Origin of the sequence: Motilimonas sp. E26, assembly GCF_021278025.1 — a bacterium.
Classification (GTDB): domain Bacteria; phylum Pseudomonadota; class Gammaproteobacteria; order Enterobacterales; family CBDFNC01; genus Motilimonas.
Window position 1 is genome coordinate 126,811 of sequence record NZ_JAIBHJ010000010.1, and the last position, 13,975, is coordinate 140,785.

Consider the following 13,975-nt stretch of genomic DNA (forward strand, 5'->3'; position numbering starts at 1 on the left):
CGTACTCGATGAGGAAAAAAGAGCGCATTGATAACGGCTGCAAAGAAACCGCGCTAGCGCATCGTTGATTAAGTTACCTTAGGAGTGGGGGGATGAGCGCTAGTCATACCGCGAAAACAGTAAGTACAGAGCGCTGATACTTGCTGTTTTATGAACATAACTCCCCCACAAAGCGTGCTCGATGAGGAAAAAGAGCGCATTGATAACGGCTGCAAAGAAACCGCGCTAGCGCATCGTTGATGAAGTTACTTTAGGGGTAGGAGCTGAGCTTGCTCAGCGAATATCACAAATTCCCTGAGCAAGCTCAGGCCCCAAAAAAAACATGAATCAATAAGTTCAACATACAAGAAGCACTAGTCATAGCGCGAAAACAGCAAGTACAGAGCGCTGATACTTGCTGTTTTATGAACATAACTCCTCCACAAAGCGTACTCGATGAGGAAAAAGAGCGCATTGATAATGGCTGCAAAGAAACCGCGCTAGCGCATCGTTGATTAAGTTACTTGGTAGGAGCTGAGCTTGCTCAGCGAATATCACAAATTCCCTGAGCAAGCTCAGGCCCCAAAAAAACATGAATCAATAAGTTCAACATACAAGAAGCACTAGTCATACCGCGAAAACAGCAAGTACAGGGCGCTGATACTTGCTGGTTTTCGTATGAATTAAGACGTCAAATCTACTTCTAGTCATCGTTAATTGAATTTATGAGTGTTAATCATTTACTGGTGTTTCGGCTGCTAACGCCTGTTTCTGTTCATTTTTAATTTCCTCCCAACTCACACCTGCTTCAATGCCAGCCATGCGCTGGCGGTATTTTTTCACCGCACGCTCAAGTACGCTAATGGTGCAAATGCCCGTTTCTTTTTCTAATGCCAGTAAGCTGTTGAGGGTATTCCACAGCACATCAGCTAGCTCGTCTTCTAAATAGTTGTTACGTGACTTGGGTATTTCTTCAATTACTTCATCCACTTCTTTTTTGATCGCGTCAAGGTAGGTGCTCGAGCCTTTAAACCACGTATTGTCTTGGTCAAAATCGGATTTACGTTTGGCTAGCTCAAGTAATGCATCAAATGATTTCATGTTGGTTTTATTGCCTAATGGGTTGCGAAGCATATTGCTATAAGTTGGTTATGTTAACGATTCGTACTTGCTTATCAATACTCAATTGCATACACTTTTGTTATGTTATAACAATTAATTTTGTGTGCTAACAGTTAAAGATTGAGGATTTAAGCTAATGAGTAGAAAGCCATGGCAAGATAAGCTTGGGGTGGTGTTTTCCGGTTTGTGTTTGGGGCATTGTTTGTTGACGCCTGCGTTGCTGGTATTGGTGGGATATGATGTGTTTGGCTCTGCGTTAAGCTCGGAGTGGCCACATCGGATTTTCTTGTTATTTGCTTTGTCTTTAGCTTTGTTAAGTCTACCTAAAGCATGGCAGCAAACGCGTAGCCCGATGATCGCCGTGTTGGGTGTGTTGGGGGCGGCCAATTTAATATCGGGCTTGTTTGTGCATGGACCATTAGAGCTGGGGTTTACCTTGGTTGGTTCGGTATGCCTGATTTTGGCTCATGTGCTGAGTATGCATACGATTCCCGCGCAGCAAGAGCCTGCGACAGCCGTGATGAGGAGTTAATATGTTAGCTCAACAATATACGACTTTTAATCAAGAGCTTAGCTATGTAGCATCGACAGATATTGAGATTCTAACAGCGATATTTGAACCTCATATCAACTTAACTTGCTGGCAGCGTTCATTAGTGCCAAATTTGCTGGAATACGTGGCGCAAATTAACCTGCAAGGGGTGGCGATAGCACGATCTGTTCCCCTTGATGAATTAGCAGAAGCGTTATCAAGATGGTTACCTGAAGGCGCGGGGAAAATTGCATTTATTCAAGATATCGAACAGCTTGCGCAGATGCTGGACTGTTTATTTGATAACCCTGATATAGGCGTGCGCCTAAAAACCTTATCGCAGGCGATGTGTCCAAAATTTCATACCGACAAAGTAGTGTGCCGTTTGGTGTGTAGTTACAGCATTACGGGTACGCAATGGTTAGAAAATGGCGATGCGAATCGGGCGAAATTGGGCCGTGATAGCAAGGGTAAATCAGATGAAGCATCTGGTCTTTATGCCGCTGATAGTGATGTATTTAGTGCTGATGTGGGTGATGTTTTATTGCTAAAAGGCGATGCTTGGCCGGACAATGAAGGGCTAGGCGTCATTCACCGCTCACCGGCTATCAACCCTAATGATAAGCGACTGGTGCTGACGCTGGATTTAATCTAAAGCTAAAGTTACGGCTTAATGGATATCCCAATTACACTCTTTACTTAAATTTTGTGCGTCAGAGGCTTCTAACGCATTTATCATCATACGTTTGTAGCGGTTTTTGATATTGGCCGATAGTGGCGGGATCAGCAGGCGCTCATCAAACTCAGGTAGCGCTTTATCGGGTAACACGGCTTGCTCTTCGGGCGTAAAGGTTCTGTTTAACAATCGATTTACACCTTGAATAGTCGGCACCCCTTGTAACACTAAGGCTTGTTGATCTTGGCTGATTAGAAAGTCGATCAATAAGTAAGCGGCGCGCAGTTTATCTGGCTGATCGGCAAGGTGTTTGCCGATAGCTAAGGTATCTAGTGAGTAGATAGGGCCTTCTTCGGCTACCGCTATTTTCCAGCGCTGGTTATTTTCTTGATTGCACTTCACCAATTCCAAACCCCAAGTGGTAGCAAGACTTTGTTGGCGTAAGTCTGCACAGTTGTTTTCTTGATTGCCCCAAAAACCTTGCGCGGTTTTTAAGCGCATAGTGAGGGTGTTTTGCACACGCTCTTGCAAGGCATGATCTTTGATGATTTGACCATTTTCAAATAAAGCGGGTGACTCACCTAAGGCCAGCATGCTGGAGATTAATACCGGCTCAAATTGGTCACAATACACACGAAACTGACCGGTGTTATCCGCGTTATTAAGTTGGCTCCAGCTGGTCGGCGGCTGGCTAAATTGGTTTTGGTCATAAGCGAGACTGAATAAGGCGTAGGTGTGGGCAATGGCGTAGTGTTGATCGCCTTCTTTGTCGTATTGGGTTTGTTGAAATATCGGCCGAAGCTGCTGAAAATTGGTTAAGCGTGAGTTATCGATAGGCAGCAGTAATTTTATCAGGGGTGAATGATGGGCCTTTAAAAAGAAATTTGCTGGCATTACCACATCGGCTTTTTGCGTTCTTAGGGCGCCATAAATACTGTCAAAGTCGGTGATATAAGGAGTCACTGAGTTTAACTCTACGTTTACACCTCGTGCCTTGGCATAGGATTGAAAGCGGGCTTCGTAACCAATGGGCAAATAGCCCCATTCAAGAAAGTTAAGTTTAACGACATCTGCAAAAGAAGGGGCGGCTAAGGTTGAACTTAACATCATGAACAAACTGACAATCCGATTACGCCACTGCATATGCTTAAACCTTATTAATGACTATCATCATCTCTCGCGTTGGTCATTATAGTATAGGTATGTTGGCTGCTTGTTTTGCGCGCATTTTAAAATCGTGAACTGACTTTCGCTTTCCCTTGATTTTCCACGATTAAAATCGCTAATACTGATGGTTGGCTGACGCCATTTTTATTTCTGCCGCACTGGTATTTTGTTTTGCTTGGCAAGGCGGGGTAGTGAGTTGGTTGTTCAAACACTTACGACTTGCCTTTTTAGGTACGCTATCTTATTCCCTGTACCTCAATCATTACTGGGTTATCAATGTGATGAAGGCACTTGATTTGCCAAATTATGGGATCAAGCTAGAGGTATTTGCTTGGGTATTTGGCTTATTAATACCGATTTCACTAGCCACTTATTACTTAATTGAAAAACCTGGACAGCGATGGGCGAGAGCGCGTTGGCAAGGGATAAAACAGTGGCAACAAGTGCAGCAAGGCGTGGCTCAACAGCCGTGATAATTGGCGCTTGAGTGTTGATGTCGAGGAGTTATCAAATCTAACAATAGCCCACCTGCAGTGGGCTATTTTTGCTTTTATCAGTAAACTACCGAGTGGAAAAACAACACAGTAAATAATGCTAGAAACACCCCTAAGCTAATGTCTAGTAGGCTTTCTAAGCTTTTGTGCTTGCTTGCCCACAGCGCCATAAAGATGAACAAAGGAAACAACCCCATTAAATACCTTGGGCCACTGAGTAACCAAGTCGGCGAATAAGAAATCAGTAAGTAGCAAAAGCTATAGATAACATAAGCGCTGGGCACTTTGCGTATGGAGGTCACGATTAAAGCGATAGCAAGAAAAAAGCCGATGAAGGTTGGCCACCAAGTGCCTGCCACCATCTTATAATTAGTGCCTTGGATACGCTCAAAAATGCCAGATATGTTTTGCGCGAAATAGCCAAAGCCATTATGCCAATTCTCTTTTTGGTAATCTAAAAAGCGAAACCAATCTCCCGTTACCCATTTATTTAATACTAAATAGAGCAAGATCCCGGTTGGAATAAGTGCGAGGGACAGTAATTTTGGAGCAATAAATTTGATTCTTTGCTGCCAATCACTCGGCCATTGCTGCTGATGTTGCCGCAACATCTCAAACACCATTGGAGCGAGTAATAAAACACCGTGATTGCGCGTTAACGCGGCCAGTAAACCAAAGCATCCAGCTTGCCACCAATAGCCTTGGCGCATGTAATAAAAGCAGGCAATACTCATTAATAAGAATGTACTTTCGGTGTAAACAATGGCGGTGAAAAATGAAAATGGGAACAATAATAAATATTTAATCGCTCTCCACGCAATTGCTTCATTCTCGAATTCGTTTAATACCAGCTTAAATAAAAAGAAGCACGACAAAACTAGGTTAATTAAGGAAACGGTTACCCCAGCATAAAAGGTGTCGGCAACAAAGCCCTTCATTACCGCAATTAATGCTGGGTATAAAGGATAGAAAACCAGTAGATACCTGTCTTTACCTTCTGCCGCATAGCCGTTATCGGCAATGTTCATATAGTGAAAGCTATCCCAGCGCCACCAAATATGTTTGAACAAGTCACTAAAGCCGCCGCCATTATCCTTCATGGCAATAAATGCTAAGTAGGCGACGAGATAGACAATCAGTCGGCTCAGTAATACCACACAGGTAATCTGTATTAGTAAAGTGAGATTTCGTTGCCAGCTAGCCCGCCAAGGTACAACGGGCTCATTGATTGGTATACCAATGTCTGTTTGCGCAGCCCCTAGCCAACTGAGTTGATGACATGCATTCCAAGCAATATATAGCCCACTAGTAATAATTAAAAAGAGGCAGAGAAATTCAATGGATAAAATATAAGACATCGGTCAACCCTATGGAAATAAGCCAAGATTAAATTTAACCCAGACCAGCAAGGCCGAGAGTAAAGCAAAATAACCGAGCTGAAGCCACTCTATTCTTTTGCCTTGGTCAGATAAGAATACCAACAACAATCCCATGACAGGTATGTAATATCTGTGCTCAATCATCGGGTGCAGCAGCAGCAGGGCAACAAAAAACGGATACAAAATATAAGCCGACGGGCGACTTAACTTAAGTACAAATGCACCGGCCACGGTTGCCAGTATCGGCAGTAGCCAAGTCGCTTTAAGTAATAGCGAAGAGGTAAAATAAAGAGAAATGGTGTTATGGGCAAAGCCGGGCACAAAGTTATAAGGATGCACTACTTTAAACAGCAGCATGTAGCAGATGAAAAACGCAGCCACTAACCAAGCTAAACTGACTGGAACTTGGTATTCGCGATCTTTTATTTCGAGCTTTAAGGTCGCACTTTGTTTTAATACCGCTACGTAACGTTTGCTGTGGCGCAGTATGATGGGTAAAAACACCAAGAAAAAACAAAACATGTAAAAGTATAAGTTACCTACCGACATACCGACCGGGTGGCTGTTTGCATCGCCAATCGCTACGCCGCCATTGATAACAACAAAGGCGGAAAAGGCGCTAAACAAAGCGATAAAAGGCAGCAGTTTAATCAACCATTTCTTTAACTGGAAGGTAACGTGTTGACCTTGTTCCCGCCAAGTATCGAAAACAAACATCATAGCAATGGCCGCTACCCAAATGATGTTGGTTTGACGCACTAACAAGCTCAGCGCAAACATAGCCGCGCACCACCATAGCCGTTTATCTAAATAAAAATATACCGCCAAAATGATGGTTAGCATCGACAAGCTATGGGTATAAATCAAGAAATTGTAAGGGGACATCACCGGTAAAAAGAAGAAGGCGAGAGACCTAGGTAACGCTGCTTTGGGCGCGGTTTTACGGAGACAAAAATACATCACTACCACTGAGGCCAATACGGTTAACAGCGATATTAAACGGATATGATTAGGACCAGACAAGTGTAAGTGTTTACCAATAAATGCCATGATGGCGTGATAGCCGGGGATGGTTGTTAGGCTGGGATATTGGCTAAAATCGCCGCGCAGGAACATACCAATTTGACCATAATGAGGATGTTCATCAATCATTAGGCCGATATTATAGGTGTACATTTGGCTGTGTATTGCTAGCGCGACGAGCGCCAATAAGCTAAAAGCGATAAAAAATTGCCAATGGCGATTAGTACTCACAGGTTGTGAATACTGGGCTGTAATTTCCATTTTTTCATCCTTGAAAAAGTGAATTAATAAAGTTTTGTATATTTTTTAGCAATAATACATCTAAATCCAGTGAATTTTATGCATTAGCATAAAAACTGAGAAATCGAACAAGTTATAAAATTAGATATGTATAGTTTTTTTATTTAAGTAAATGAAATGGGTAGAACCGATTATAATGAGAATTATTTGAAGTAAGTGGCCGATAGTGTTATTAGATTTTTCCTGATCTTCATTGGCTCTTACTGGTATCTGCAACAAGAAAAGGTTATTCGCGATTATTTTGCTCGTTATGTTAACACTGGCAAAAGGCGGGGATACATTTGGCGATAGCCACTAGTTTGGCATTCTCTGGGCTGTTTTCATTTTTTACGGCAAATAAAAACACGTCGGCGCTCTGAACATGCATCTTCAAGTTGATTGGGTATATACTCTTATCCTTGGACTAAGCAGAATTGAGGGCTTATGGGAATTAGGATATTTTTCAGTATTATTTTTTTGTTATCGAATACTGCGCAATCTGAGTCTTTACGTTTAGTGATGCCGCAATTCCCACCTTATACTAGTGAAGTTGATGGTCAGATTTCTGGTTTAGGGGTAGAGCTGGTGAAAGACGTTTTTACTCGACTAAAAACCGACTATCAATTGCGTACGGTACCTAACTATGCTCGTGCCATTGAAGAGGTAAGGTTAGGCCGAGCCGATGGCTTTTTCTTGGCGTCAGAAAATACCGAGCGCAGCCGTATTGCAGTGTTTAGTGAGCCACTATTGATGAACCACTGGGCTTGGTTTATGCGTAAAGATGACTTACGAGATCCAACCTCTGAAGCGTTTAAACATTCAGGACAAGTGGCGACATTATTAGGCTCTAATACCAACCATTGGCTTTTAATGGAAGGCTATAATGTGTTGACTAAAGCTAATGAGGTTGTTGATTTACCAACCATGCTGCTTGATATGAAACGCATTGATGCCGTATTTTTAGCCGAGAGGGTGTTTACAAATGAGCTTGCTCGGCAGCAATATTCTGTGTCGGATTACCGTCGGCAAGTACAATTAAGTAAACCTTTTGGAATTTACATTGCAAAAAGCTATGTCGCTAAACATCCCCAATTTATGATGCGACTAAATAAACAGATCAAGCTTGTTCAAGATTTAAAATAAATCTCTTTGTCGCGCCGTATTCCTTTAGGGCGCTGGGCCAGTATTCCACTCGTTGCGCTCAATCCTTCAACCCTTAACCTTGAAAGTATAAAGCCCCTCTGATAACTCAAGTTGCCTAGGTATCGCTACCACGCTAAGATCTTTGCTTTAGTTTTTTGTCATCATTGGAAGTCACTCTATGCTGCTTAGAGATCAACAGCGTGTTCATCAAGCGGTTAATTACGTATTGGCAAACATTGCGTCGCCTTTGAGCATCGCAGAGGTGGCTAATCACGTCCATCTGTCAGCATTTCATTTTCATCGAGTGTTTAAAAGTATCACTAATGAGCCTTTTAACCAGTTTGTACGCCGTAAACGTCTAGAAAAAGCGTTTCATTCATTATTGCGTTATCACCAGCCTAGTATTACTGAAGTGAGTGAATGTTGTGGTTTTTCATCCCCAGCAAACTTTAGTAAAGCTTTTCAAGCTTATTTTGGCTTTTCTGCGTCTCAGCATCGTAAAGGGGCGCTCGGCATTGATAGCAAGAATGGAAAACTTTTTAGCAAGTACGGAAAAGAGATAAGCCCTGCGCTTTTATACAATGGTTCCCTCTCAGAGCAAGAGAGTGAGCGAGTTAGGGCAAATATCAAACGCATTGAAGTGGTATCACTGCCAGCAACCCATTATGGCGTCATTGCAAGCACCCAAGGTTATGCTATTGAAGGGATTATGGATGCTTGGAGCCAAATGCGTGAATGGTTAGCGTTTAATGATATAGCGATTGAGCATGGTAAGACGGCAGGGTTTTGTTTCGACAATGTTTGGCTAACCCCAACTGAGGTTTGTCGTTATGAGTCAGCCTATGCAGTTGCCGATATTAATATGCTCAAGCAAGCAGGCATGTGTGTCAGAACCCAAGCCGAAGGCCGTTATTTGTTGATTGAATATGATGGCAAAATGAGTGAAATGCAGACGTTTTATTTATGGCTGCTGAGCGAGTATTTTCCTCAAACGCGGTTAACAATCACCTATGAATATGTCATTGAGCGCTATCTAGAGATAAATTGTGATCAAGACATAATGAAACTCGAGGTGCTGGTGAAAGTACACTAGTCTCGCCTTAACACGAACTCTGTTGCTCAGTAAGGCCAGTTTTAGCCAACTTCATTGGTATAAATGCAAGGAATGAATGATGAGCAATACCGATTTAACCTTAACCGCAGATGATGATTTGCGACTCAATGTGCCAGAGGCGGTTCTTAGTGAGCCTAATCCGCTGTTAACGGGCGGGATTTCAACGCAATTCATGAAATTGGCAATGCCTATCATTGTCGCGCTATTAATTAACGGTTTATATAGTTTTGTTGATGCGGTGTTTATTACCCGAGGAGTGGGCGTAAATGCGATGGCGTCGGTGTCGGCAGTGTTTCCAGTTAACATGTTTGTTATTAGTGTCAGCGCTATGTTAGGTAGTGGTATGGCATCGATTATTTCTAGGCGTCTAGGCAGTGGCGACAAGGAAGGTGCGAGTCAGGTATTTTGCAGTAGCTTGGTTTTTGCCATGAGTTTAGGTTTGCTGTTAAGCGTGCTTATTTACTTACTACGCGAGCCTATTTATACCTTGCTAGCCTTACCTAAGGTACTTTTAGCCGATGCTGATACCTATTTGTTGCCTATATTGCTTGTTACCGTGATTAGCTTCACCTCGGGCACGTTAACCGAGAGTTTTCGTGCTTCGGGCAAACCACTCGATATGATGAAGGTGATGTTATTTGGCTCCGCGCTTAACGTTACCTTTGATGCCTTGTTTATTTTTGGTTTTGGCTGGGGCGTTGCTGGGGCCGCGTGGGCTACCGTGTTGGCAATGCTATTATCATTTGGCCTAGCAGTAAGGCTCCAGTTGTGTGGTAAAGATAGGTTGAAAATCACATCGCAGTATTTACGTTTTGATTTAAGCGTTCATAAGCGCGTGCTCGGTTTAGGTTTCCCTATTTTTCTCTCTCATAGCGGCTTTGCTTTTACCATCGCGGTGACTATTTTTGCGGTGACAAAATACAGTGGCGACCAAGCGAGCTTGCTAATTAGCGCTCATGGTTTGCTGATCCGCAGTTTTATGTTGTTATTTTTACCTTTGTTGGGGATGACAATTGCCCTGCAAACCTTGGCTGGTTTTAACTATGGTGCTGGACTGTGGGGGCGTGTAAAGCAATCTCTTTTAACGGCTATTACGATAGGCACAGTATGGACAACTCTAGTCACTTTGCTGTTAGTGCTGCGACCACAGTGGTTGTTCAGTTTATTCACTTCGGATCTTATTCTTGTTGAGGCCGCTAGTAGCATTTCATCCATTGTTTTTATTGGCTTTTTTAGTGTGGCAGCTGGCATGATGTGCAGCACTATTTTTCAAGCCATGGGCAAAGCGCTGCCGGCGATGTTGTTAGAGTCGGGTCGGACCTATTTACTGCTGTTACCGATGATTTTGTGGTTGCCACAGATGCTAGGTGTCAACGGTATTTGGTGGGCTTTTCCGCTAACAGATGGGGTGGGGGTTTCGTTAGCAGTATTATTTACTTGGTATTATTTTACTAAGCGTTTACATAGTGTTAAGCCTATATTAAAAGGGGGCTAAGACTTACTGTAGACCTTTTTCCTTTAACTTGCTGGATGTTTAGTGGCCTTAAGGTAATATGTGAGGTTGTTGTATTGACTTAAGTGGGGAAATAATTTGAGTTTGCTAGGCCGTTTCTGTATTAAGTTAAGCTTGATAGCATTATTAATTGTTTCCAGCTTTAGTTTTGCTGCCTCACTAGAGGAGTGGGAAAAGCTGGAAAATAGTTCACTGTCTCCCCACGAAAAAATATCTCATGCGCATTCTCTATTAAAACAGCATACAAACCAGCAGTATCTAGCAGGTCAAGTCAGAGGTTATATTCAACTTGCCAGTTCTTATCTTTCTCTTGAAGAGATGTCCCAGTCTCAAACTTATTTGGATTCCGCCAAGGATTTAAACCAGCAACTTAACTCTAGCCATGACAACTTAAGAATTAACAGTTTACAAGCTGCTTTGTTGGCGATGGAAGGACAAATGAAAGAAGCGATGGAGTTAGCCATTGCAAATTTAGCTTTATCGAAAACGTTCGATGATGAGTTGCTACAGGGCGATACTTTGATTAGTTACGCTTACATTATGCAGCTGGAATCGCAATTTGAAGAGGCGATTGAGCGCTTGTATGAAGCTCAAGTGATTTTTGAGCGCTTGAACGATAAAGTTCGTATTATGACCACACATAGTTATTTAGCCATAATTTATTCCAAGCTAAAAAATTACCGTAAAGCGATTGAGTATTATGAGCATGCTTCTGAGCTAGCAGAAGAGCTGAAAGACAACTTTAGCTTGTCAATTTTCTATTACAATCTTGGTGCTGCCTTTTCAGGTTTGGAGAATTGGCCACAAACTATTCATTACTTTTCTAAAGCACGAGAGCTTAGTGTTGTGCTTGAGGATAACGTAGGTATTGCTTTATCCACTGCGCAACTAGGGCAGGTAATGATGCGCAATTCACAGTATCAAGACGCGCTGCCCTTGTTACTGGAAGCCAATGAAATGTTGTTAGACAGCGGCGCCCTGTATATGCGAATGCGAATAAAATTAAATATAGCCATGTGTTATGCCAAAGCGGGTGAGCATGATGTAGCAAGAGCTTATGTGACCGAAGTTGAATTAATGATGGCCGATGCGGGCTCTGAAGATGACCGCTTCCCTTATTTAACATTAGGTGAGCTCTATGCTGAGCTGGGTGATTATCAAAAGTCATCAGAGATTTATTACCGTCATATTGACTATTTATTGGAAGATTTTGAAACAAAGAAAAAACTTTCTTTACAACGCCTCGAGGTTGTTTATGACGTACGTTTTGAAAAATCGCGTAACGAATTATTACGCCAAGAAAACAAGTTAAAAGAATCGGAATTAGCTCGCCAAAATCAGTCTCGGCTTATTCTGGCGTTAACATTGGTGCTAGTTTTGGTATTTTTAGGCTTTACCTTTCGTCAAACTCGGATCCAGCGTAGTCAAAAACGTCGCTTTAAGGCGTTAGCATTCAAAGATGATCTGACCAAAATCGCTAATCGTCGCGGTATCCTCGACTTTGCTCGTAACAGTTATAACCAAGCTCAAGTAGATGACACCAAGTTAGCGCTCGCTATTATCGATCTTGATCATTTTAAACAAGTGAATGATACCTATGGCCATGATGTTGGAGACCAAGTTCTAATTTACTTTGCTAATATGGCTGGCCAATGTTTGCGCCGTTATGAAATGGTGGGGCGTTATGGTGGTGAAGAGTGGTTAGTGGTGTTACCAAAAGCTGAGGTGAAAGATATTCAGCCGTTATTCGATAGATTAGCCAAGTGTTATAAAGAACGAAAACCCAGTGGGTTACCCACAGAACTAAACTTGGGCTTTAGTATGGGCGTTGTAGTCACCCAGTATAGTGATGATGTTACCGTGGAAATGCTGTTAAAAATAGCGGATGAGGCTTTGTACAAAGCTAAAGAGAATGGCCGAGGTCGCTGTGAAGTAACAATATTGCAATAGCAAAAAATGTTTGTTTACTCTATTGAGCACTCAAGACACCGGAGCATGAATGGCTTTATGCTGAATTTAATAGCCGGATTGGTGGCCTATTGTTTGAAAGACAACAAGCCACACCTTAATCTAACTGATGTTGAGCTAAATACATTAGTAGTTGCTTAAGCAGATCTCAGGTTGTATTAGAACGCATTTTTTGTTCGCATAAACGCAAACTTGAATCACTCTCTTGGCTAAATCTACACCAGCAACTGTCTTCATCATGTTGAACTCCAATTATTTTTCTACTAGCCATTAGAGGCTACGACTTATGAGAAGGGGTCCCATTATCTATCCTGCCAGAGGGGGATATTGCTTTACCTATGGTCCAAGGCACAAAGGTTTGAGTGGGCTAATGGCAACCTAGAAAGGTAATTAGCATGGGCAATATGATTCAAGCTGTGGCCTTAATATAAGTTGGTCTCATCGTAAAAGCGGTTGGTTTTGACTTTGGTTAAGAACTCAGTAATTTCTTGATCTAGTATTGCAACCACAGCTTGAGGGAGTTGAGCTTTGTTCTTTAGGTAGCCGTGATCTGTTCTCCCCCCTAATTTGTCGGTTAGTTGATAGTATTTGTATATTTTTTCCCAGTTTTCTTGGGTTTTGTTTTTAAGTTTTTCATTGATGAATGCTAAATGAAAGGCGCCTTCGGCATAGCCTAGCTCCATCGCGTGCCTTAACTGTACCTTAGCCTTGTCCATACCTATGTATTCATGAAAGTTATATATCTTTATCATCGCGGGCGCATAACCTCGTTTTGCGGCAATGGTTAAATACCCTAGTGCTTGCTCTCGAATCGCAGGATCTTTGATATCTTGATGTCGGGACAGCTCGTTGTATAACGCAATGGCCGCTCTGTTTGCTCCCATCTCAAGGGCCTGTTCATATTGTGCTACGCGGGTGCGGTGAGCTAGGTAGGGCACGTATTTACGCCAAGTGTCTTTGTGTTTGGCCAGCATGAACATGGCTTTACCGTCGCCGTTGGCGGCGAGCTGCTGCCATTTTTCAATGGCTTTATCAAACCATTTGTCGTCGCAGGGGAGCATGAAAAAACTGCAGTAGGTGTTTGGGCCGTCTACCAATTCAATCATAGCCCAAGGGTTACCCAGCTCTGCAGACTCTTCCATCCATCGTCCAAGCGTGAATATCCTTTCACCCCCCATGCGCATTTGTGTTTTAGCGAGCCAAAACATAGCCTCTGGGTTACCTTTCTCTGCTTCTGCTAAAAATAACGGCTCAGCTTCCCACCATTCTCCCTGTTGTGTCCAAGCTAGCCCTTTTTGCACCGATGCAAAGGCAGCTTGACCAAAGAATAACAATGGCATGATGGCTAGAAGTGTAAGGTGTGTTAATAACGACTTCATATTGCTTTACCTATGGTCCAAGGCTCGCGGCGATTGATGCCGGTAAATGACAGCATTGCGAGATAAACACGATGAGCGATGTTACTCAAATGGTTAGCGGCCTTAATATAAATTAGTTTCATCGTAAAAGCGGTTGGGTTTTACTTTGGTTAAGAACTCAGCAATTTCTTGTTTTAATTTTGCTATTGTTTCAGGGGAGAGCTTTTC

Annotated in this window: 12 protein-coding genes and 1 pseudogene; 8 read left to right on the top strand and 5 right to left on the bottom strand. The window is 42.6% G+C overall.

Annotation, left to right across the window (positions count from 1 at the left end):
• Positions 1-711: 711 nt before the first annotated feature.
• Positions 712-1,080 (bottom strand): MazG nucleotide pyrophosphohydrolase domain-containing protein, encoded by a 369-nt coding sequence (locus K1M91_RS10850; protein ID WP_232801777.1) that lies wholly within the window; start codon positions 1,078-1,080, stop codon positions 712-714.
• A gap of 157 nt (positions 1,081-1,237) precedes the next feature.
• On the opposite strand from K1M91_RS10850, the gene K1M91_RS10855 reads away from it, so the two are divergent.
• Both K1M91_RS10855 and K1M91_RS10860 read left to right on the top strand, forming a co-directional pair.
• Positions 1,238-1,633, top strand: coding sequence for a MerC domain-containing protein (locus K1M91_RS10855; RefSeq protein ID WP_232801778.1), 396 nt, complete (start codon positions 1,238-1,240; stop codon positions 1,631-1,633).
• Between the two features lies 1 nt (position 1,634).
• Positions 1,635-2,288: a DUF1826 domain-containing protein gene (locus K1M91_RS10860; RefSeq protein WP_232801779.1), complete on the top strand. Its 654-nt coding sequence runs from the start codon at positions 1,635-1,637 to the stop codon at positions 2,286-2,288.
• Between the two features lie 15 nt (positions 2,289-2,303).
• On the opposite strand, the gene K1M91_RS10865 is transcribed toward K1M91_RS10860, so the two are convergent.
• Entirely contained in the window at positions 2,304-3,452 is a 1,149-nt protein-coding gene (locus K1M91_RS10865; protein ID WP_232801780.1) for a PotD/PotF family extracellular solute-binding protein, read from the bottom strand.
• 152 nt (positions 3,453-3,604) lie between these two features.
• Here K1M91_RS10865 and K1M91_RS10870 point away from each other — a divergent pair, with 152 nt between their 5' ends.
• A complete protein-coding gene (locus K1M91_RS10870) occupies positions 3,605-3,949 on the top strand; it encodes a hypothetical protein (RefSeq protein ID WP_232801781.1) in 345 nt (114 codons plus the stop codon).
• An 80-nt stretch (positions 3,950-4,029) separates the two neighbouring features.
• On the opposite strand, the gene K1M91_RS10875 is transcribed toward K1M91_RS10870, so the two are convergent.
• Together K1M91_RS10875 and K1M91_RS10880 are read right to left on the bottom strand one after the other, a co-directional pair.
• Positions 4,030-5,328 carry a hypothetical protein gene (locus tag K1M91_RS10875; protein ID WP_232801782.1) on the bottom strand — a complete coding sequence of 433 codons (1,299 nt, stop codon included), beginning with the start codon at positions 5,326-5,328 and terminating at the stop codon, positions 4,030-4,032.
• A gap of 9 nt (positions 5,329-5,337) precedes the next feature.
• The gene (locus K1M91_RS10880) at positions 5,338-6,633 is read right to left on the bottom strand and encodes a Dol-P-Glc:Glc(2)Man(9)GlcNAc(2)-PP-Dol alpha-1,2-glucosyltransferase (RefSeq protein WP_232801783.1); all 1,296 of its coding nucleotides are present in this window, start codon (positions 6,631-6,633) and stop codon (positions 5,338-5,340) included.
• Between the two features lie 462 nt (positions 6,634-7,095).
• On the opposite strand from K1M91_RS10880, the gene K1M91_RS10885 reads away from it, so the two are divergent.
• The 5 genes and pseudogenes from K1M91_RS10885 to K1M91_RS10905 form a co-directional block, all read left to right on the top strand.
• Positions 7,096-7,794 carry a transporter substrate-binding domain-containing protein gene (locus tag K1M91_RS10885; protein ID WP_232801784.1) on the top strand — a complete coding sequence of 233 codons (699 nt, stop codon included), beginning with the start codon at positions 7,096-7,098 and terminating at the stop codon, positions 7,792-7,794.
• A gap of 178 nt (positions 7,795-7,972) precedes the next feature.
• Positions 7,973-8,887, top strand: a complete 915-nt coding sequence (locus K1M91_RS10890; RefSeq protein ID WP_232801785.1) for an AraC family transcriptional regulator — start codon at positions 7,973-7,975, stop codon at positions 8,885-8,887.
• 76 nt (positions 8,888-8,963) lie between these two features.
• Complete coding sequence (locus tag K1M91_RS10895; RefSeq protein ID WP_232801786.1) at positions 8,964-10,403, top strand: MATE family efflux transporter; 1,440 nt, start codon at positions 8,964-8,966, stop codon at positions 10,401-10,403.
• Between the two features lie 96 nt (positions 10,404-10,499).
• On the top strand, positions 10,500-12,371 hold the full coding sequence (locus tag K1M91_RS10900; protein WP_232801787.1) for a diguanylate cyclase: 1,872 nt from the start codon (positions 10,500-10,502) through the stop codon (positions 12,369-12,371).
• A gap of 21 nt (positions 12,372-12,392) precedes the next feature.
• Positions 12,393-12,530 (top strand): annotated as a pseudogene (locus K1M91_RS10905) (IS982 family transposase); the annotation flags it as partial.
• Positions 12,531-12,811: 281 nt separating this feature from the next.
• Here the strand turns inward: K1M91_RS10905 and K1M91_RS10910 are convergent.
• Positions 12,812-13,768: a hypothetical protein gene (locus tag K1M91_RS10910; protein WP_232801788.1), complete on the bottom strand. Its 957-nt coding sequence runs from the start codon at positions 13,766-13,768 to the stop codon at positions 12,812-12,814.
• Positions 13,769-13,975 lie beyond the last annotated feature (207 nt).